This is a genomic window from Leucobacter celer subsp. astrifaciens (assembly GCF_001273835.1).
GTDB classification, from domain to species: Bacteria; Actinomycetota; Actinomycetes; order Actinomycetales; family Microbacteriaceae; genus Leucobacter; species Leucobacter celer.
Genome location: NZ_JHEI01000137.1, coordinates 169,734 through 190,088 on the forward strand (window position 1 = coordinate 169,734; position 20,355 = coordinate 190,088).

The window sequence follows — 20,355 nt, forward strand, 5'->3', positions numbered from 1 at the left end:
CCTGGGGAACGATGTCGGGCTACAGCTGCTGCAGCTGGCGCGGCACCGCAGGTATTCGGACAGGCTGACTCGGGGAACCGGGTGAGTGCAGCGTGAGTTCCCTTCCGGTGCGCATCGCATTGTGGATGAGCATTCCATAGTGAGCAACCTCGAGAACGCAGTCGAGAATCTGCTGCTGGGTCGCGGATGCCTCGGCGTCGACCAGGAAGTTCAGCAGGTCCTGCGGAGTGACGGGAGTGAATGCTGCGCCGGACGCGGTAGCCGTCGGGGCATGAAGATCGAAACCCAGGGCTCGGCAGTGCGTGAACGCGAACGTGAACGGTTCGGAGCCTGCGGCGCTCACAGATGCCAGCGTGAGTCCTCTCGTGTGCCACCACAGCGCGTTGATGACAACGGGATGCGCCCAGGCCAAGAAATCAGCAGCGAGCTGCGGAGTGATCAATCCGAGACGTGTGAATTGCAGCGCAGCATGTGCGAGGGCATCCGACTCGACGGCATCGAGCTCCCGCGGCTCCGGCTCTGAGATCGGCGTCGGAGTGGTGGTGTCTCCTTGCCGATTCGCGATCACGAGATCCTGATAGTCCAGCGATCCTGTGCTGGAGCGTCCGCACCAGTCCCCGTCAACGATGGCGGGCTCAGCGAATCCGGCGTCGGAGAGGATGTCGAGGAGCAGCTTTCGGGGATGGGCGATGGCCAACTCGGGATTCCTCTGGTCCTCGACTCGGCTGGGACCGTGGGGCCATCGCATCCGAAACGTCGAGCGGCCCGCTGCCAGGAGCTCGTCGACGCCCTTGTCGAGGAGGAAGAATGTTGCGACGAGTCTGCCCGTGGGCTTGAGCGTTCGAGCCGCCTCGCGAATGTACGTTTCGACGGTATCGATATCGACGTGCGTCATCACGGAGATCATGCAGACGAGGTCGAGGCTCTCATCCTCGAACGGGAATCGGTAGCTCGGGCCGTCAAGAGTGCCGTCGCTGTTGTACACCTTGCTGCTGATGTCGACCTTCGTGAAGGTGAAGTTCGGGTGACGCGGTGTGATGTTGGCGGTCGCCCACTCGATCGCCTCGGAGTGCGGGTCCAAGCCGAAGTACTGCTGATCCGGGGAGAACCTCATTGCGAGTTCCAGCGCGATGCGCCCGTACCCGCACCCCATATCGAGAGTCCGCGCGGTGGGGGGCAGCGCGGGCTGGGTCAGCACGTCGGCGTAATAGCGAGCGGTGCTTGGGTTGGGGTCGCCGTTCAACCTGGTTTCGAGCCCGGGCGGGGGTGCGTCGTAGGGAATGCGGCCCTTGATCGCATCCGACAGCAGACGAGTCGAAAGGCCTTGGAGGTACGTCGCGAGGTCGTCCGACGTCGCCGGAGCGGGATCCCGAGGCAGCTTGCCGGCCTTGCCGAACTTGCCGAACTTGCCGAACTTGCGTGCGAAGAATGCCCCCATGCTGGCACAGTGTACTCACTTCGCCGATGCCCGAGAGGGGCTGTTGTCTGCCCCAGTCAGCCTGCCTGGAAGGGATGCGGCGGTGAGCTGTTCTGTGCTGCTGCTGACATCATCTCGGACATGACGAAGGCCCTGCCACCCCAGCGTTGCGGGGAGTCAGGGCCTTCATGGTGGCGGTGACGGTGGGATTTGAACCCACGGTAGGGGGTTACCCTACACGACTTTTCGAGAGTCGCACCTTCGGCCGCTCGGACACGTCACCGCGGAAAAGAATACGCGATTCCGGCCGCGAGTGCGAATCGAGCCGCCCTTGCCGCGCTCCCGGCGTGTCGGGGTGACCGGGTCAGGCGCCCCCGGCCGCGCTCCCACCCCACCCGAAGCGGGGAGCGACCTGGCTCGCGAACAGTTCGAGCGAGCGCAGCACGTGCTCGTGAGGCGCGTCGACCGAGTGCACCTGGATCGCCACCTCGTCGGCGTGCTCGAGTGTGCGGTCGTTCGCGAGGGATTCGACCACCTCGTCAGCCGTGCCGAGGTGCGTGTCGCTGCGCCGGATGAGCTCGTCCAGGGGAGCGTCCTCCGCGACGCCGAAGAGCGCCGCCTGTCGGCGCAACCCCACGTCGGCGAAGCGGAGCGCTTCGTCCCGGTCGTCGGCGACGAACACGGTGCGCGAGGCGGTGATCCGCGGTTCGACTCCATCCGGCAGCGCGTCGAGGTAGGCGTCGACGATCGGCTGCTGGATCTCGTGCAGCGAGGCCTGCTCGCGGCCGGAGCTCCGGGGCTGGGTGCGGCTGAGCAGCAGCCCGTGGCCGTGCCGCCCGGCGCGCGTGCCGCCGCCCGCGCTGAAGGTGGCCTGCCACACGCGATCCACGAGGGATCCGGCGGCGGGATACAGCGTGTTGCCCGCCCCGAGGTCGCGCCCCGCGAGGGCGTCGACCAGCACCTCGAGCTTGCGCTCGTAGTCCGCGGTCTTGTTCTCGAGAGCGAGGCCGAACGGCGCGAACGACGTCGGAGTGCCCCCGCTGCCCAGCCCCAGGTCGATGCGTCCACCGCTCAGCAGGTCGGCGACGACCGCGTCCTCCGCGACGCGCACCGGATCCTCGAGAGTCAGCGTGATCACCCCGGTGCCGAGGCGGATCGACGACGTGCGCTCCGAGACGCTCGCGAGCAGCACGAACGGCGACGGAAGCCCGCCCTCTTCCGCGCGGAAGTGGTGCTGGGCGACCCAGGCCCGCGCGAAGCCGTGCCGCTCGGCGTGCTGGATCTGCTCGGCCGCGAGGCGGAAGCGCTCGGCCGGCGAGGCGGCGTCGAGCAGCCGGGTGAAGAAGGCGATATCGGTCATAGAGGTGGGGCTCCCGGTCGATCGTGTGCTTCCAGGCTAGTGAGCGGTGAGGACGAGCCCAAGGCCGGCGGTCAACGACGGTCACATTCCGGGTGCCTCCACAGCGGGGTGCCGAGAGTCCGGGTGCATCTCGCCCACGCAGGATCCGGGTCGATCTCTCGCAGTGCATGCGGTCCGGACGATGGAGAAGCGACCCGGTTCCCGGCCGGAGGGGAGACCGGCGCAGCTCGATGTCGGAGGCCGCCGGTAGGCTCGCCCGCATGGCGAAGACGAACAGCGTGTACGCGTGCTCGGAGTGCGGATGGCAGACCTCGAAGTGGGTCGGCCGCTGCGGCGAGTGCCAGCAGTGGGGCACGGTCGAGGAACGCGGGCGTGCGGGCGCCTCGCTCGCCCGCACCACGCGCGCGATGGCACCCGGGCCCGGTCGCGAGGCGCGGCCCATCACCGAGCTGGAGGGCGACTCCGTGCGCCATCGCCCCACGGGCATCGGCGAACTGGACCGGGTGCTCGGCGGCGGGGTGGTGCCCGGTGCGGCGATCCTGTTCTCCGGCGAGCCCGGGGTGGGCAAGTCCACGCTGCTGCTCGACGTCGCCTCGCGCTTCGTCGCCCCGAACGGGAACGGCGGCGCGGCACGCGTGCCCGATGCCGAGGGGCGATCACGCGTGCCCGACACCCATGGGCGATCACGTGTGCCCGACACCCATGGGCGATCACGTGTGCTCTATGCCAGCGGCGAGGAGTCGACGGGGCAGATCCGCATGCGCGCCGAGCGTACAGGGGCCATGCACGACGAGCTGTTCCTCGCGAGCGAGACCGACCTCGCGACCGTGCTCGGACACATCGAGGCGGTGGATCCGGAGCTCGTGATCGTCGACTCGGTGCAGACGATGGCGAGCGGGGAGATCGAGGGCAGCGCCGGCGGGCCGGCGCAGGTGCGCGAGGTGGCCGCGGCGCTGATCCGCGCGGCGAAGGGGCGGGGCACGCCCGTGATCCTCGTGGGGCACGTGACGAAGGACGGCTCCGTGGCCGGGCCGCGTCTGCTCGAGCACCTCGTCGACGTGGTCTGCCACTTCGAGGGAGACCGCCAGACCTCCCTGCGCTTCCTGCGCACGCTCAAGAACCGCTACGGCCCCACCGACGAGGTCGGCTGCTTCGAGATGACCGATCGGGGGATCGCGGAGGTGCCCGACCCGAGCGGTCTCTTCCTCAGCCGCGCGGCCGCTCCGGTCAGCGGCACCTGCGCCACGGTGGCCATGGAGGGGCGGCGCGCCCTGCCCGTCGAGGTGCAGGCGCTCGTGGCGAAGAGCGCGACGCCCAATCCTCGGCGGGTGACGAGCGGGGTGGACCCCTCCCGGGTGGCGATGATCCTCGCCGTGCTCGAACGACGGGTCGGGGCGCGCCTGCACGACCAGGACGTCTACGTGTCGACGGTCGGCGGCGTCAAGCTCGCCGAGCCGGCGGCCGACCTCGCGATCGCGCTCGCGGTGCTGTCGGCGATCACGGACCGACCGCTGCCGCACGATCTCGCGGCATTCGGCGAGATCAGCCTCGCGGGCGAAGTGCGCCCGGTGGTGGGAGGCTCGCAGCGCGCGAACGAGGCCGCGCGCCTGGGCTACGTGCGCGTGATCGACGCCGCGTCGGCGACCTTGGACCGGGCCAGAAAGGACGCGGGTCTATAGGGCCCCGAGAGGCGAGTACACTTGCAGACCGTGAGTAACAACACGGTAGATGTCGTCCTGATCGGCGGCGGCGTGATGAGCGCCACCCTGGGAACGCTGATCCAGCAGGTGCAGCCCGACTGGACGATCGAGATCTTCGAGTCCCGTTCCGAGGTCGCGACCGAGAGCAGTAACGCCTGGAACAACGCGGGAACCGGGCACGCGGCGCTCTGCGAGCTCAACTACATGCCCGAGGGCAAGGACGGCAGCCTGTCGTCGGCGAAGGCCATCGACATCAACGAGCAGTTCCAGCTCTCCCGCCAGTGGTGGTCCGCACTCGTGAAGCAGGGCGTCCTCGGCGAGCCCTCCTCCTTCATCAACGCCACCCCGCACATGACCTTCGTGCGCGGCGAGGCCAACGTCGACTACCTGCGACGCCGCTACGAACTGCTGAAGCAGGAGCCGCTCTTCGCCGACATCGAGTTCAGCGACGACCCCGCGCAGATCGCCGAGTGGGCGCCGCTGCTGGTCGACCGCCGCGCCAAGGACGAGGTGTTCGCCGCGACGCGCTCCGAGAGCGGCACCGACGTCGACTTCGGCGCCGTGACCCGGCAGCTGATCCGCCATCTCGTCTCCGAGGGCGCCGAACTGCACCTCAATACGCCGGTCAAGCAGCTGAAGCGCCGCTCCGACGGCACCTGGGACGTGGGCGTGAAGGCCTCCTCGGGTGTGGGGTACCGCACGATCAACGCGAAGTTCGTCTTCGTGGGGGCCGGCGGCGGCGCGCTGCACCTGCTGCAGTCCTCGGGCATCCCCGAGATCAAGAGCTTCGGCGGCTTCCCCATCAGCGGCAAGTTCCTCAAGTGCGACGACCCCGAGATCGTGAAGCAGCACCGCGCCAAGGTGTACGGCAAGGCCGCGGTCGGCGCGCCCCCCATGTCCGTGCCGCACCTCGACACCCGCATCGTCGACGGCAAGGAGAGCCTGCTCTTCGGCCCCTACGCCGGCTTCAGCCCCAACTTCCTCAAGAACGGCTCGTGGTGGGATCTGCCCGGATCGGTGCGTGCGCACAACCTCGGGCCGATGCTCAAGGTCGGGCTCACCGAGTTCTCGCTCGAGAAGTACCTCGTCGGTGAGGTGCTCGCCAGCCGGGAGAAGCAGATGAGCACGCTGCGCGAGTACGTGCCCACCGCGCGCTCCGAGGACTGGGAGATGATCACCGCGGGTCAGCGCGTGCAGGTGATGAAGAAGGATCCGGAAAAGGGCGGCATCCTGCAGTTCGGAACCGAGATCATCACCGGCGCCGAAGGATCCATCGCAGGCCTGCTCGGCGCCTCGCCCGGCGCCTCGACCGCGGTGCACGCGATGCTCGCCGTGCTCGAGCGCTGCTTCCCCGAGCAGTTCGAGCAGCAGTGGAAGCCCGTCTTCAAGCAGCAGGTGCCCGCGCTCGGCGTGGGCCTCAACGGCGATCCCGAGGCGGCTGCCGCATCGCTCGCCGAGACCGCAGCCGTGCTGGGTCTCGTGCCCGTCGCAGAACCGGCCGAGACCGAGCCGGCGGCCGCAGGGGTCTGAGCCTCCTCGGGCTGCAGCAGCAGAAGGGCGTCCGGAAGGACGCCCTTCTTCTGCGTTCACGGGTCGCTCGCCGTGCGCCGCCGCCGCACGGCTCCGCACCCGCCGCACGCCAACGCACCCGCCGCACGGCCCCGCCGCATGGCCCCGCCGCATGGCCCCGCCGCATGGCCCCGCCGCACGGCTCCGCCGCACGGCCCCGGCGTCGCCGCTTGCCTGAGAGCGCTCACCCCTAGTCCGCCGGCGATCAAGACGTCCCGGAACCCTAACCATCGGGCGCAGAGCATAGACAAGTCCTGATCGGCTGTGTTTTCCTTGCAGAAACCTGCTTTGTATGCGTTTCGAAGGAGAAGCCATGTCTGAAGCTCGCAATGAAGCGCTGGCCCGGAATCAGCTCGGCGTCGGCTCGATCGTCTTCCTCGTACTCGCGGCGGTGGCGCCGGTCACGGTGCTCGTCGTCGTGCTGCCGCTCGCCATGGCGCTCGGCAACGGCGGCGGCCTGCCGGTCGCCATCCTCATCGTGGCGGCGGCGCTGCTGCTGTTCGCGGTCGGCTACGCCCAGATGACCAAAGAGCTGACCAACGCCGGCGGCTTCTACGCGATCGCGGTGAGAGGACTCGGCAAGACCGCCGGCCTCATCACCGGCCTCATCGCCACGATCGGCTACAACGCCTTCGTCGCGGGCGCGCTCGGCACCATCGGCTTCTTCACCGGCATGGTGGTGTTCCCGGAACTCTTCAACGGCTTGGAGATCGACTGGTTCGTCTGCGGCGTCGTGCTGTGCCTGATCGTGTTCCTGCTCGCGCGCTCGGGCATCCACATCAGCGCCGTGGTGCTCGGCATCGCGCTCGTGCTCGAGATCATCCTGGTGCTCGTATTCGCCTTCTCGGTGCTCTTCCAGGAGGGCTTCAGTTTCTCGGTGTTCACCCCCGAGATCATCATGGGCGGTTCGCTGTGGATCGGACTGCTGCTGGCCGCAACCGCGTTCATCGGCTTCGAGGCCACCGCGCTCTTCGGCGAGGAGGCGAAGGAGCCGCGCAGGACCATCCCGCGGGCGACCTACACCGCGATCATCGTCATCGGCCTGATGCACGCCTTCGCGGCCTGGGCGATGGTCAGCTCGCTGGGCACCGCCCAGGCGCAGGACGACGCGCTCGCGCACCTCGAGGCCGGCGATCTCACGCTGATGCTGATCGACAAGCACCTCGGACCCTTCATGGTGCTCGTCGCGCTGGTCCTGGTCGTCGTCAGCCTCTTCGCGGCGCAGCTGGCCTTCCACAACTCGGCCGGTCGGTACCTCTTCGCTCTGGGGCGCGCCCGCGTGCTGCCGCGCTGGCTCGCGAAGACCAACGCGAAGGGCGCCCCCGAGCGCGCACTCTTCGTGAACCTGATGTTCGCGGTGGTCATCGCAGCGATCTTCCGGTTCGTCTTCCCCGATCTGCCGTCGATCCTCACCCTCGTACCGGTCGGGCTCGGGTTCGCGACGCTCGCGATCATGATCGTGCAGGCGATCGCCGCACTGGCCGTGGTGGTGTACTTCCGCAAGACACGGGATCCCCGCTGGTGGAGCACCTTCATCGCCCCCGGCATCGGCTTCCTCGCGCTGCTGGTGTTCAGCGTCATGGCGATCGTCAACTTCTCGACGGTCGCGGGTTCCGACGAGCCCTACGTGCTGGTGCTGCCGTGGATCCTCGTGGCCGCCGTGGTCGGCGGAATCATCTACGCGGCGGTGCTCCGGTCGAAGCATCCTCGTGTGTACGAGGGACTCTCCGGCGACCTCGAGAAGTTCGACGAGGAGCTCGCCGAGGCCGCGCACGAGAACCCGTAGCGTCTCCTGCCGCTGGTTGAGCGGGCGGAGCGTTTTCCCGCTGATTGAGCGAGGCGGAGCCGAGTCGAAATCGAGGGTCCGAGCGCCCGTGGCTTCGACTCGCTCCTCCGTCGGCTCGCTCAACCGGCGCCGGCTACGCCGCGAGCAGCTCCTCGAGGAACGCTGCGGTGTCCTCCCAGCCCTCGACCGCGTGGCACGCCACGCCGAGCGCCTTCACCGGGTAGTCGTTGCCGTCGGGATCGAGCCGATCCCCGACGAACAGCATCTCGTCGAGCGGGATGCCCGTGTGCGTCTCGAGCTTGCGCATTCCGTACGCCTTGTCGATGCCCCGCCTCGTGATGTCGACCGAGGTGGAGCCGCCGCTGCGCACCTCGAGGTCGGGGAGCCTGGCTGCGACGGCGGCGCGCAGGGCGCTCTTCTTCGCGCCGTCGGGATCCCACGCCTGCTTCACCTCGACGGGTGCGCGCTGGCCCAGAGCCGAGAAGGTGACCTGGGATCCGCGATCCTCGAGGATCTCGCCCCAGGATTCCGGCTCCCACAGGCCGAGGCGCTCGGCCTCCTCGCGCAGCGCCGAGAGCGCCGCGTCGCGCTCCTGCGGTGTCAGCTTCTCCTGGTAGACGGTCGCCCACCCGCCGTTCTCGCGACGCTCGTAGCGAGTACCGCAGGTCGGCAGCAGGTGCAGCCGTTCGAGCGCCGACTCGTCGACCCCCTCGAATGCGTCGAGCCGATCCACCAGCTGCGCCTCGAACTGCTCGAAATTGCCGCCCGAGATCACCGCCACCGAGGTGCGGTCGAGCAGTCGCGCGAAGACTGCGAGCATACGAGGGTCGACCGGCGACTTCGAGGGGGCGAGGGTGTCATCGAGATCGAATGCGATGAGGCGGGGGATCGTGGGCACTCGTCGATTCTGCCACAGCGCTTCCCCGGGGTCGCCGGAAGCGGCGCGCGGCTCGGCCGGCGCGCGCCGAGGACCTACTTGTCGAGATCCGGCATGGAGGTCGCGTTGGCGTAGAAGCGCACGTCGACGCGCTCGAGCCCGGTCCCCTCGAAGATGATGCGGTACGTGCCGGGCATGGGGATCCGGGCATCGGCCAATTGGAAGACCATGGGGATGTAGCCGAAGCTGTCGTTGCCTCCGCCGAGGCTGAAATTGCCCTCCAGGCTGAAGATCTCGCCTCCGCCCACTGCCGGCTCGCAGCGCGCACGGAAGGTGCGTTCGGGATCGCCGCGCCGCGCCTCGTTCTCGTCGTACTCGACCACCACCACGAGCGTCGCGCCCAGAGGCGCGGGAAACTCCTCGCGGTTGATCGTGTTGATGAACCCCGAGAGCACGCCGAGCGTGCCCTCGCGCACGTTCGCCGCATCCGCCAGGAACGCTGCCGCCACTCTCATCCGTGCCTCCTCGGATCCGTTGGCTCCACTCTCCCACGCCGGGCTGGGTCCCTGCCAGGTCGGTTCGCTGCGGGCGGGTGCGTCCGAGCTTCGGCTCTCACCGACGTTTCGGATCGAGACGCTGGTTTCCGTCCGCAGAACTGGTGAGGTCCGAAAGAAAGGGCTGCGGGCGGGCATGGGTGTGTCGACGGGTTGGTACGCGGGGGATGAGCGGGCGGCACCGGGACGGACGGGTGCCTCCGGCGCAGCAGGTAGGCTGGATAGGTGACCAGGCACTTCCTCCGTGACGACGATCTGACGCCCGCCGAGCAGCTCGAGGTGCTCGAACTCGCCGCGCGCGTCAAGCGAGAACCCTTCGTCGAGCGTCCCCTCGAGGGTCCGCGGTCTGTGGCGGTGCTCTTCGACAAGACCTCCACCCGCACCCGGTTCAGCTTCGCCGCGGGCATCGCCGAACTGGGCGGCAACGCCGTCATCATCAACCCGGGCGAGGCCCAGCTCGGCGTGAAGGAGTCGATCTCCGACACCGCGAAGGTGCTCTCGCGCATGGTGTCGATGGTCGTGTGGCGAACCTTCTCGCACGCCGGTCTCGAGGAGATGGCGGCGAACGCGAGCGTGCCCGTGATCAACTCGCTCAGCGACGACTTCCACCCGTGCCAGATCCTCGCCGACCTGCAGACCATCCGGGAGCGCAAGGGCGACCTGAGAGGCCTCACCGCCACCTACGTGGGCGACGCCGCCAACAACATGGGCCATTCGTACCTGCTCGGTTTCGCGACCGCGGGCATGCACATCCGCGTCGCCGGCCCGGCCGGGTACCACCCGCGCGAGGACATCGTGGCCGATGCGACGCGGATCGCCGCCGAGACCGGCGGCAGCGTCACGATCCTCACCGATCCGCTTGAAGCGGTGCGGGGCGCCGATGCGGTCATCACCGACACCTGGGTGTCGATGGGGCAGGAGAGCGAGAAGGCCGAGCGGATCGCCACCTTCGGCGCCTACCGGGTGACGCCCCAGCTGATGGCTCACGCCGCCGGAGACGCGGTCTTCCTGCACTGCCTGCCGGCGTACCGCGAGTACGAGGTGGCCGCCGAGGTGATCGACGGCCCGCAGAGTGTGGTGTGGGACGAGGCCGAGAACCGTGTGCACGCGCAGAAGGCCCTGATGGCCTGGCTGCTGGAGGAGAGCAAGTGACTGAGAATACGAACCGCGCAGCCGAGGCCGGCGCACTCTGGGGCGGACGCTTCGCGAGCGGCCCCTCGCCCGCGCTGGCGGCGCTGAGCAAGTCGACGCAGTTCGACTGGGTGCTCGCCCAGTACGACATCCGGGGCTCGAAGGCGCACGCCTCCGCGCTCGCCGCAGCCGGGTACCTGAGCGCCGACGAGCTGCGCGATATGCGCGCCGCCCTCGACGAGCTCTCGGCCCGCGTGGCCGACGGACGCGCGCTGCCGGCCGAGGACGACGAGGATGTGCACTCCGCGCTCGAACGACTGCTCATCGAGATCACCGGGGTGCAGCTCGGCGGCAAGCTGCGTGCCGGACGCAGCCGCAACGATCAGATCGCGACCCTCGTGCGCCTCTATCTGCTCGACCACGCCGCGATCATCAAGTCGCACCTGCTCGACCTGCTCGACGCGATCGCTGAGCAGGCCGGCAAGCACCCCGACGCGATCCTGCCCGGCCGCACCCACCTGCAGCACGCGCAGCCGGTGCTGCTGGCGCATCAGCTCGCGGCCCACGCCTGGCCGATCGTGCGCGATCTCGAACGCCTGCGCGACTGGTCGCAGCGCGCGAGCGCCTCGCCGTACGGCGGGGGAGCCCTCGCGGGATCCTCGCTCGGTCTCGACCCCCGGCTCGTCGCAGAGGAACTCGGCCTCGGCGATCCGCTCGAGAACTCCATCGACGGCACCGCAGCCCGCGACGTCGTCGCCGAGTTCGCGTTCATCTGCGCCCAGATCGGCATCGACCTCTCGCGTCTCAGCGAGGAGATCATCATCTGGAACACCAAGGAGTTCGGCTTCGTGCGCCTGCACGACGGCTACTCGACCGGCTCGAGCATCATGCCGCAGAAGAAGAACCCCGACATCGCCGAGCTCGCGCGCGGCAAGTCGGGGCGCCTCATCGGCAATCTGACGGGCCTGCTCGCCACGCTCAAGGGCCTGCCGCTCGCCTACAACCGCGACCTGCAGGAGGACAAGGAGCCCGTCTTCGACTCGGTGCACCAGCTCGAGGTGCTGCTGCCGGCCTTCACCGGCATGGTCGCGACGATGAGCTTCGACACGGGTCGCATGGCCGAGCTCGCGCCGCAGGGCTTCTCGCTGGCCACCGACGTGGCCGAGTGGCTCGTGAAGCAGGGCGTGATCTTCCGTGATGCGCACGAGATCTCGGGTGAGCTGGTGCGTCACTGCGAGGAGCGCGGGATCGAGCTGCACGAGCCCTCGGACGAGGAGCTCGCCGCGGTCTCGGAGCATCTCACCCCGGCTGTGCGCGACGTGCTGACGATCGATGGATCGGTGAACTCGCGTGTCGGCGCGGGCGGCACGGCCCGTGTGCGCGTGGACGAGCAGTTGGCGCGCCTGGCCGAGCGCATCGCGGAGTTCCGCGCGTAGGGCGGGGATCGGGTGCAGCGCGTTGCGATGACAACGACCTGGTACTCTCACCACTTGTGAGCGATTCGCGTGTGGTTCCACTCTCGCAGCTCCTCGAGGGCGCTGCAGGCATGGTGCTCCCGTTCGTCAGTGAAGCTGAAGAACCGCGGACCGGTCTCGAAGTGGATCGGGTGCTCCTGCACGAGCCCGGCAGCCGCAGGGATTACAGCGGCGCGATCGTGCTCGTCAGCATGCGGGTTCCCGACAGGTTCGCGCTAGGGGCTCTGCTCGACGAAGCAGGTACGGCGGCAGCCCTGGTGCTCTCGTACGACTCCACCCGAGACACTGCGCGCGCAGCCGATGGTCCGCATCTGCTGCGCCGATCGCAGTGGACCGAGTGGACTGAGTTGTTCCAGGCGCTGCTCCGGCTGATCGCCGCGGGCGGAACGGATCCTGCGGTGTCTCAGCTGGACGATCTCGCCGCTCTGGCGCGCTGGATCCGGGATCAGACGGGGAGCGCGGTCACCATCGAAGATCTGGACTCGAGGGTGCTGGCGTACGCCGTGGCGGGCGAACAAGTTGATCCGATCCGCAACCAGACCATCCTGAGCGGAGAGGTGCCGGCCTGGCGAGTCGAGCACCTCATGTCCTCCGGGTTTCTCCCTGCGGTCTGGAGATCGGACGAGGTTGTGGTGCGGGATGCCGAGGGCGATGATCCCGCGCGAATGGTCGTCTCGCTGAAAGCAGGCTCAGAGACGCTCGGCACCATATGGGCTGCGTTCGACCAGCGGACCGATCGCGACGCGCTCCGCGGGCTGCTGCTGAGCGTCCGCGAGTCGGCGAGCGCCATGCTGCTCCGAGAAAAGCATCGTGAGCGGCACGAGCGTCGAGTTCAGGAGTCGGCACTCGCGGAACTGCTCGATTCCGGTATCGACTCCGGGGTGCCCGCCTCCCTGCTCGGGTTACGACGGGACGCGATACACACGGTGGTCGCTCTGGGGCCCGTTACCGAGCGCTCGCGCGCGCTGATGTTCCATCTGCAAGCGCTGCGGGCCGGCTGCATTGCGGTGGAGGTGCGTTCGGAGCTGTTCGGCGTGATGCCGCTGCGAGCGGGTGAGCGGACGGATGCTGACGCGGCACGAGCTCTGGAGCAGGATCTGCGGCGTGTGGCGGGATCGGAGCATGACGCGGTCCTGGCCATGAGCCCTCCGTCGGCCGATCTCGCGGGGCTGCGATCGGTGACGCTCTCTGCCCGCCGCGTCCTGCGTTCAACAGTGCTGCGGGGCGTGCACAGCCGCCGTGCTGAGAACGGTCCGACGGTGCTCACTGAGGCTGATGTGAACGAGGGACTCGTCATGATGCGCATCGTCGAACTCGTCGAGCCGGCAGCAGAGGAGATTCTCGCACCGCTCGAGCTGCTTGCGGAGTACGACCGTGCGCATGGTACCCAACTCGTAGATACGGTGGCCGCCGTTGTCGAGCACCCGGGCAACCTTGCCGACGCGGCTCGGCTGCTGGGCATCCACGCCAACTCGCTCCGATATCGTCTCGAGCGGATCGTTGCGATCGCTCAGCTCGACCCGCGTGCGCCCATCACTCGGACGCGGCTCGGCCTCGGCCTGCTCATCCGGGACGCGATGTCAGGAGTTCGTCACTCCGGGTGAATGCACAAGCGGGAGGCGCTTCTTTCGTGCACATCTGAGAGAGCGGCGGAGAACGCCCGCCGGAGTGGGCAAAGTCACGGAGATCGCGGCGTGAACTCCTCGTGCTGGACTGGTCGGAGGCACGCTCAGGCTCCCTAGTGTTGTGCATATGATCCCGACGACGACCGCCGCCGCTTCCGCCTCTCCGACCGCCGCACTCCTCGGGCAGCGCAGGGTCGATACGGTCGCCGATGCGGTGCGCCTCGGCCTGCTGACCGATGAACAGCCGGTCTGCGGCGTCATCGACCTGGATACGCTCGACGAACTGATGGCGTCGTTGCTCCATGCTTACTCCGCGGAGTCGCCGGCTCTCCACACCGTGGCGGCGAAGTCGATCACACTCCGCCCGGTGCTCGCGCGCTTTGCGCAAGCCGGGTTCGGATGCGAGGTGGCCAGCGGCGGCGAACTGGAACTCGCGCTCGCGGCGGGCTTCCCCCTGAGCGGGATCATCTATGACTCGCCGGCAAAAACGGAGACCGAGATTCACCGCCTACTCGAGCTCGGGATCTCGTTCAACATCGACAACTTCTCAGAGCTCGAGCGCGTCGACCGATGCATCCGCCCGGAGCACACTGCAGTCATCGGGATCCGCATTAACCCCCAGACCGGTGCCGGAGCCATCGGGGCAATGAGCACGGCCACCGCCACATCCAAATTCGGTGTCGGACTCACGGACCGACGGGAAGAGCTCATCGAGGCGTATCTTTCCCGCCCTTGGCTCTCGCAGGTACACGTACACAGCGGTTCGCAGGGACTCACGTTGGAACACTCCGCGGTCGGTGTGCATGCGGTGGTCGACCTTGCCAATGAGATCAACGATCGAGCGGGAGAGCGGAGGGTTCGCCGGGTCGACATCGGCGGCGGGCTGCCGGTGAACTTCGCATCGGACGAGATCATCCCGGGGTTCGAAGCGCATCGTGCGGCCGTGGAGGCGGCGGTGCCGCGTCTCTTCGACGGAGGATTCGAGATCATCACCGAGTTTGGGCGCTCCTTGACCGCGAAGGCGGGGCTGCTGATGAGCCGCGTCGAATACATCAAAGTGACGGGTGGACGGCGTATCGCGGTCACCCACGCGGGCGTGCAGGTCGCGACGCGGACCGTCTTCATGCCGGAGTCCTGGCCGTTGCGCGTTGAAGTCTACGACGCTGCCGGTCGGATCCGGACTTCCGAGACGGAAATACAGGACGTGGCGGGTCCAGCCTGCTTCTCGGGGGACATGCTGGCGGTCGGGCGCGAACTGCCGCTGATCGAGGAGGGTGACCTCGTGGTCGCTCCCGACACTGGTGGGTACTACTTCTCTTCCCATTTCTCCTACAACGCGTTGCCGCGCCCCGCGATCTACGCCGTCGGAACAGATCCGGCCGGAGAACGCGCATGGTCGCTTGCCCGCCGCGCTCAATCGATGCAGGAGATCCTCGCGGAATCGGGTGAGCCCGAGCTGCGAGCGATCGGCGCGTGAGTCCACCCCCGGAAACTACCTTTGGAGAACACCGATGTTCGAGACACTCATCGTCAACGCAGAGATCGTCGACGGAACCGGAGGGCCGCGTTTCCACGGTGAGCTCGGTATCGTCGACGGGCGGATCGCACATCTCGCTCGGCGGCCCGCCGACGCCACCGCATCCGACGCGCGCCAGGCGGACCGGGCGACTCGGACGATTGACGCGGGTGGTCAGATCGTCGCCCCCGGCTTCATAGATCTGCATTCGCACGCGGACTTCTCGATCCAGGGCGCCCCCGCGGCTGAAACTCAGCTGACGCAGGGCGTCACGACCTCGCTCGTCGGCAACTGCGGATCCTCTCCGTTTCCCACCAGATCGATCGATGACCTCACGCGGGACAATCAACACCTGGAGGCCGCGTTCACCGGGGAGTGGTCGGATACAGAGGGTTTCATCACCGCGCTCGAGGACATGCGCCCCGGTATCAACATCGCGCTCCAGATCGGATTGTCGACGGTCCGCTCGTTTTGCATGGGGAGCGGCGATGTGCAGCCCGACGACGCAGATCTGCGAGCGATGCGGCGTGAGATCTCCGCGGCTGCCGAATCGGGTGTCTTCGGCTTCTCATCCGGCCTGATCTACGCTCCTGGATCGTATGCCGACCCGCGGGAGATGGTGGATCTCGTGTCTGCCGCAGCCGACGCTGGTCTTCTGCATTCGACGCACATGCGCAATGAAGCAGGCGACCTGCTCGAAGCCGTCGACGAAGCCATCACCACTGCCGAGCGGGCCGGTGCTCGGCTGGAGATCTCGCATCTGAAAGCGCTGGGGCCCGGGAACCGAGGACTGCCCGCCGTCGCGCTCGAACGGATCGAGGATGCGCGTACCCGCGGGCTCGATGTCATGGCGGACGTTTACCCCTACACCGCCTCGAGCACGGGATTGACTTCCCGGCTCCCCGGCTTCGCGATGGACGGTGGCAAGGACGCGATGGTCGAGAGACTCGCCCATCCTCCGATGCGCGCAGCCATAGCGGAGGCTGTTGCTTCCCGTTTCGGTGCAGACATCGATCCGGCCGGAGTCATCGTGGCCGCGCTCGGTCCGAGCACCACCGGAGACGACTACTCCTGGACGATCGGACTCGGGCTCACCGAGATCGGCGAGCGCGACGGTTGCGCACCCGAGGAAGCCGCGATGCGACTGCTGCACGCGCACGACGGCTCCGTCGCCATCGTGAACCACGCGATGGACCCGCAAGACGTCGAAGCCGTGCTCGCCCACCCGCTCGTCTCGATCGCGAGTGACGGCTGGACGCTGGCAGCAACGGGTGCGGGGCGGCCCCACCCGCGCTCGTTCGGGACGTTCGCCCGAGTGCTCGGTCACTACGTGCGAGATCGCGGGGTGATGCCGCTCGAGGAGGCGATCCGCAAGATGACGTCTCAGCCCGCAGATCGCCTTCGACTGAACGATCGAGGAATGCTGGCAATCGGCAAGGTCGCCGACGTAGTGATCTTCGATGCTGCGACCGTGAGAGACAACGCGACCTATAGCGATCCCTGGCAGCTCTCCAGCGGTGTATCTACCGTGCTGCTCGCAGGGGAGGCAGCCGTATCCGACGGAGCGGTTACCGATCGCCGTTGCGGCCGGGTGCTCCGCCGCTCCGCATGACACAGACCATAAATCCGATTCCGAACCGACCACGATATGAAGGACCAGAATGTCTTCCGTTGACGTAACGAACAAACACGATGGTGTGCTTGAGAACGGGGAAGCGCCGCCCAAGCGGCTTCCCCGACTCCTCGGCGTCGCCGTCGGAGCCGTGGCGCTCGCCGCATGTATTCTCATCCCGTTGATGACAGACCGGCCTGGGCTGTGGGGTCTGATCCCGATCGTCACCTACGCCGTGCTGGTGCTGGTCGGATTCAACATCCTGCTCTCGACCGCGTTCTCGTCGCTTCTCGCGATAACGATGGCGCAGCTCACGATTCCCGAGATCGGTACTCTGCTGACAGAGTCATTGGGGTCGTTCATCGCGACGATCGGCCTGATCATCATGCTCGGCGCGGGTCTCGGCGCAGTGGCCCGCGAGACCGGTGCCGCCGCTGCTCTGGTGCAAGGGATCGTGAACAAGGTCGGTGTCGATACCCCGGGCAAGGTGCAGATCGGTATCATGCTCTCCTCGACGGTGCTCGTCGGCTCGCTTGGCACCTTGGCCGGGGCGAATGCGATTCTGGCGCCCATCATCATCCCGATTGCCGCTCGGGTGAAGTGGTCGCGACCCGCTGTGGCCGCGATGATCCACACCGCCGGCGCCGCCGGCCTCATGATCGGCCCCTTCACGCCTCCGGTGGTCACGGTCATGGGCGCTGCTGATTTGACCTACTTCGAGTACCTGTACTCGGCCGGTCTGCCGATGGCCGCGACTACCTTCATCGTGGGGTTCTTCAGCTCTCGGTGGGTGCAGAAGCGCACCAGCGATACCGACCCCTATCCGGCGGAGGATATGGGTGAGGCCACGGGGGCCATTGCTCATCCGAATGCCACGAAGCACTCGGTGGCCGCGGCATGGGCGTTCGCCGGTACGATCGTGGCGCTCACCGTCGTCGGTGTCATGATCAAGGCGGGTTACACCTATGCGATCATCGTGATGATCGTCACGGCAGTCATGACCGCTCTCTGCGGGCGGATGCACCCGGAACCTGCTGTGACAGCCTTCACCCGAGGAGCGGCGAGCCTGATCTGGCTGTTCTTCCTGTTTTGGCTGTTCAACCCGCTGCTGGTGCTCGTCGAGGAATCGGGTGCATACGAGGCCCTGCTGGACGGATTGAACCCGACCTTGCAGTCTGCAGGACCCTGGCCCTTCCTGGTGCTCAGCCTGCTCATCGGGTGGCTGGCGGTTCCTGGAGCCGCTGTCGCGCAGGTGGTGCTCATCGACAAGCTGCTGTGGCCGCTTGCCGCATCGATCGGCGTGCCGCCGACGGCCTGGGCGGCGTCGCTCCTCGGAGGCAGCCAGATCGACTGGTTCGGGCCGCTCCCGAACGGCGACATGATCGGTCAGATGGGCCTCGCGCGCTCGACGAACCTCAAGATGATGCTGTACAACGGCTGGATCGTGATGGCTGCGAACCTCATCGTGCTCTGCATCATGTTCGCGATCCTCTGACCGAGCGGACGAAGGAAGACCATGAAGTCGCGTATCGAAGCGATCCTTTCCGAGGCGGGCGGCACCTGGCACGTGTCAGCCCGCCTCGGCGGCCAGACCGTGTACTCCCTGAACGAGGAGGAGGCGGTTCGCTCGGCGAGCACGATCAAGCTCACGGTGCTGCTCGCCGCTCTGCGAGCCGTGATGTCGGGACGTCTGCTACTTGATCAGCAGGTACAGCTGCCCGACGAGTGCGTCGGCGGCAGCGGGGTGCTGCGGCTGCTGCCGTCCGTGCGAACGCTCCCGCTCCGGGAACTGCTCGTGCTCATGATCGCCGTCAGCGATAACACAGCCACGAACGCGGTGATCGACCTGGTCGGGTTCGACGAGATCAACGAGATCTCTGGTGCAGCGGGCGCAGAAGGGATGATTCTCGCCCGGCACATGATGGATACCGCGGCGGTACTCGCAGGGCGGGACAACCTCGTCACCGCACGCGGTCTGACAGCGATCGTCGAAGCTCTGATCATGCCGGATCGGATCCTGCCCGGTGAACTCGCCACGGTGGCACGGGAGATGCTCGGCGCCCAGCAGTTCAACGAACGCATACCGGGGCTGCTGCCTGGATCCCTCACCGTGCTGCATAAGACTGGCGAACTCGATGGCATCTGCCACGACGCCGGCGCGGTCGTACTGCCCGACGGACGATTCCTGCTGATCTCGGTGCTCGGCGTCGGTGTGGGTGCTGCGAATCGGCATACCCCGGGTGACACCATTGCCCGGATCACACGAGAGATCGTGTCTGCAGTGGCTGAACTCGGTACGGCACCGCGGTACGATGGCAAGCGTGTCTGTAGTAGATGAACGATTCGAGATCCTGGCAGCCCAGCGCAACGACGACAGCTTCGAGACCCTGTGGGACGAGCTGGAGTGGCGCGGTCTGATCCACGTTTCCACCGACGCCGGAGCGCTGTCGGAGCTGCTCGAGGGCGAGCCGTTCACCTATTACTGCGGCTTCGACCCGACCGCTCCGAGCCTGCACCTGGGCAACCTGGTGCAGCTGCTGGTGCTGCGCCGCCTCCAGCTCAAGGGCCACAAGCCCCTCGGTCTCGTCGGCGGATCCACCGGCCTCATCGGCGACCCGCGTCCCACCGCGGAGCGCACCCTCAACAGCCGCGACACCGTGGCCGAGTGGGTGACGCGCCTGCAGGGGCAGGTGACGAAGTTCCTCTCGAGCGACGGTGAGAACGCCGTGCGCCTCGTCAACAACCTCGACTGGACGGCGCCGCTGAGCGCGATCGACTTCCTGCGCGAGATCGGCAAGCACTTCCGCGTCGGCACCATGCTGAAGAAGGACGCGGTCGCCGCGCGCCTCAACTCGGAGGAGGGCATCAGCTACACCGAGTTCAGCTACCAGATCCTGCAGGGCTACGACTTCCTCGAGCTCCACCGCCAGTACGACTGCCGACTGCAGTCGGGCGGCAGCGATCAGTGGGGCAACCTGACGAGCGGCACCGACCTCATCCGCAAGGTCGAGGGCAAGTCGGCGCACGCCATCGGCACCCCCCTCATCACGAACTCCGACGGCTCGAAGTTCGGCAAGAGCGAGGGCAACGCCATCTGGCTCGATCCCGAGATGTGCTCGCCGTACACCTTCTACCAGTTCTGGCTCAACCAGGCCGACGCCGACGTGATCGCCCGCCTCAAGGTGTTCACCTTCATGTCGCGCGCCGAGATCGAGGACTACGAGCGCCAGGTGGCCGAGGAGCCGTTCAAGCGCGCGGCGCAGAAGCGGCTGGCGCTCGAGGTGACCACGCTCGTGCACGGAGCCGCGGCCGCTCAGGGCGCGATCGACGCCTCCGACGCCCTGTTCGGACGCGGGGATCTCGCCGCGCTCGATGAGGCGACGCTGCGGGGCGCGATCTCGGAGCTGCCGCAGGCCGCGGGGTCCGTAGGCGCTTCGCTGGCCGAGCTGCTGGCCGAGTCCGGGCTCGTCGCGAGCCGAGGCGAGGCGAGGCGCGCGATCAAGCAGGGCGGCGTGTACGTCAACAACGCACCGGTCGACGACGAGGATCGCGTGATCTCGGGCGACGACCTGCTGCACGGCCGCTACGCCGTGCTGCGCCGAGGCAAGAAGGCGCTCGCGGGCTTCACCGCCTGAGTCCGACCGGCCGACACGACCGGTCATCCTGCGCGGAGTGAGCTTGCGAACGGAGTCGCAGGATCTCAGTGAGGGATCCTGCGACTCCGGCTCGTTCC

Annotated in this window: 15 protein-coding genes and 1 tRNA gene; 11 read left to right on the forward strand and 5 right to left on the reverse strand. The window is 67.6% G+C overall.

Annotated elements, in window-relative coordinates; all coding sequences use genetic code 11:
• Positions 1–19 precede the first annotated feature (19 nt).
• From AMS65_RS11340 to AMS65_RS11350, 3 genes are all read right to left on the reverse strand, one after another.
• Positions 20–1,438: a class I SAM-dependent methyltransferase gene (locus AMS65_RS11340; RefSeq protein WP_053384278.1), complete on the reverse strand. Its 1,419-nt coding sequence runs from the start codon at positions 1,436–1,438 to the stop codon at positions 20–22.
• Positions 1,439–1,609: 171 nt separating this feature from the next.
• Positions 1,610–1,700 (reverse strand) — tRNA-Ser (locus AMS65_RS11345).
• A gap of 81 nt (positions 1,701–1,781) precedes the next feature.
• Positions 1,782–2,777: a putative FMN-dependent luciferase-like monooxygenase gene (locus AMS65_RS11350; RefSeq protein WP_053384279.1), complete on the reverse strand. Its 996-nt coding sequence runs from the start codon at positions 2,775–2,777 to the stop codon at positions 1,782–1,784.
• Positions 2,778–3,037: 260 nt separating this feature from the next.
• Between AMS65_RS11350 and AMS65_RS11355 the strand changes: the two genes are divergently transcribed.
• The 3 genes from AMS65_RS11355 to AMS65_RS11365 all read left to right on the forward strand — a co-directional run bounded on the left by AMS65_RS11355 (position 3,038) and on the right by AMS65_RS11365 (position 7,832).
• Positions 3,038–4,456 (forward strand): DNA repair protein RadA, encoded by a 1,419-nt coding sequence (locus AMS65_RS11355; RefSeq protein ID WP_053384280.1) that lies wholly within the window; start codon positions 3,038–3,040, stop codon positions 4,454–4,456.
• 30 nt (positions 4,457–4,486) lie between these two features.
• On the forward strand, positions 4,487–6,007 hold the full coding sequence (locus AMS65_RS11360) for a malate:quinone oxidoreductase (protein ID WP_053384308.1): 1,521 nt from the start codon (positions 4,487–4,489) through the stop codon (positions 6,005–6,007).
• Between the two features lie 352 nt (positions 6,008–6,359).
• Complete coding sequence (locus AMS65_RS11365; RefSeq protein WP_053384281.1) at positions 6,360–7,832, forward strand: APC family permease; 1,473 nt, start codon at positions 6,360–6,362, stop codon at positions 7,830–7,832.
• Positions 7,833–7,965: 133 nt separating this feature from the next.
• On the opposite strand, the gene AMS65_RS11370 is transcribed toward AMS65_RS11365, so the two are convergent.
• Together AMS65_RS11370 and AMS65_RS11375 are read right to left on the reverse strand one after the other, a co-directional pair.
• Positions 7,966–8,730 carry an HAD-IIB family hydrolase gene (locus AMS65_RS11370; RefSeq protein ID WP_053384282.1) on the reverse strand — a complete coding sequence of 255 codons (765 nt, stop codon included), beginning with the start codon at positions 8,728–8,730 and terminating at the stop codon, positions 7,966–7,968.
• Positions 8,731–8,804: 74 nt separating this feature from the next.
• A complete protein-coding gene (locus tag AMS65_RS11375; RefSeq protein WP_053384283.1) occupies positions 8,805–9,224 on the reverse strand; it encodes a DUF6941 family protein in 420 nt (139 codons plus the stop codon).
• A 264-nt stretch (positions 9,225–9,488) separates the two neighbouring features.
• Between AMS65_RS11375 and argF the strand changes: the two genes are divergently transcribed.
• The 8 genes from argF to tyrS all read left to right on the forward strand — a co-directional run bounded on the left by argF (position 9,489) and on the right by tyrS (position 20,257).
• The gene (gene argF, locus AMS65_RS11380) at positions 9,489–10,415 is read left to right on the forward strand and encodes an ornithine carbamoyltransferase (RefSeq protein WP_053384284.1); all 927 of its coding nucleotides are present in this window, start codon (positions 9,489–9,491) and stop codon (positions 10,413–10,415) included.
• The gene (gene argH / locus AMS65_RS11385) at positions 10,412–11,830 is read left to right on the forward strand and encodes an argininosuccinate lyase (RefSeq protein ID WP_053384285.1); all 1,419 of its coding nucleotides are present in this window, start codon (positions 10,412–10,414) and stop codon (positions 11,828–11,830) included. Before argF ends, argH begins: the two co-directional genes overlap by 4 nt.
• Positions 11,831–11,886: 56 nt before the next feature.
• Positions 11,887–13,473, forward strand: a complete 1,587-nt coding sequence (locus tag AMS65_RS11390; protein WP_157502235.1) for a PucR family transcriptional regulator — start codon at positions 11,887–11,889, stop codon at positions 13,471–13,473.
• A 148-nt stretch (positions 13,474–13,621) separates the two neighbouring features.
• A complete protein-coding gene (locus tag AMS65_RS11395; RefSeq protein ID WP_053384286.1) occupies positions 13,622–14,971 on the forward strand; it encodes a type III PLP-dependent enzyme domain-containing protein in 1,350 nt (449 codons plus the stop codon).
• A 34-nt stretch (positions 14,972–15,005) separates the two neighbouring features.
• Positions 15,006–16,622, forward strand: a complete 1,617-nt coding sequence (locus AMS65_RS11400) for an N-acyl-D-amino-acid deacylase family protein (RefSeq protein WP_053384287.1) — start codon at positions 15,006–15,008, stop codon at positions 16,620–16,622.
• A gap of 184 nt (positions 16,623–16,806) precedes the next feature.
• Positions 16,807–18,117 (forward strand): Na+/H+ antiporter NhaC family protein, encoded by a 1,311-nt coding sequence (locus AMS65_RS11405; protein ID WP_053384310.1) that lies wholly within the window; start codon positions 16,807–16,809, stop codon positions 18,115–18,117.
• Positions 18,118–18,138: 21 nt separating this feature from the next.
• Entirely contained in the window at positions 18,139–18,960 is an 822-nt protein-coding gene (locus AMS65_RS11410; protein ID WP_053384288.1) for a serine hydrolase, read from the forward strand.
• A complete protein-coding gene (gene tyrS, locus AMS65_RS11415) occupies positions 18,944–20,257 on the forward strand; it encodes a tyrosine--tRNA ligase (RefSeq protein WP_277620064.1) in 1,314 nt (437 codons plus the stop codon). The genes AMS65_RS11410 and tyrS overlap by 17 nt, the downstream gene beginning before the upstream one ends.
• Positions 20,258–20,355: the final 98 nt, after the last annotated feature.

What these genes read in the sequence shown, in the direction of transcription:
- AMS65_RS11340 (WP_053384278.1), bottom strand. Translation starts at nt 1,438, where the DNA reads ATGGGGGCATTCTTCGCACGCAAGTTCGGCAAGTTCGGCAAGTTCGGC.
- AMS65_RS11350 (WP_053384279.1), bottom strand. Translation starts at nt 2,777, where the DNA reads ATGACCGATATCGCCTTCTTCACCCGGCTGCTCGACGCCGCCTCGCCG.
- AMS65_RS11355 (WP_053384280.1), top strand. Translation starts at nt 3,038, where the DNA reads ATGGCGAAGACGAACAGCGTGTACGCGTGCTCGGAGTGCGGATGGCAG.
- AMS65_RS11365 (WP_053384281.1), top strand. Translation starts at nt 6,360, where the DNA reads ATGTCTGAAGCTCGCAATGAAGCGCTGGCCCGGAATCAGCTCGGCGTC.
- AMS65_RS11375 (WP_053384283.1), bottom strand. Translation starts at nt 9,224, where the DNA reads ATGAGAGTGGCGGCAGCGTTCCTGGCGGATGCGGCGAACGTGCGCGAG.
- AMS65_RS11395 (WP_053384286.1), top strand. Translation starts at nt 13,622, where the DNA reads ATGATCCCGACGACGACCGCCGCCGCTTCCGCCTCTCCGACCGCCGCA.
- AMS65_RS11400 (WP_053384287.1), top strand. Translation starts at nt 15,006, where the DNA reads ATGTTCGAGACACTCATCGTCAACGCAGAGATCGTCGACGGAACCGGA.
- AMS65_RS11405 (WP_053384310.1), top strand. Translation starts at nt 16,807, where the DNA reads ATGACAGACCGGCCTGGGCTGTGGGGTCTGATCCCGATCGTCACCTAC.
- AMS65_RS11410 (WP_053384288.1), top strand. Translation starts at nt 18,139, where the DNA reads ATGAAGTCGCGTATCGAAGCGATCCTTTCCGAGGCGGGCGGCACCTGG.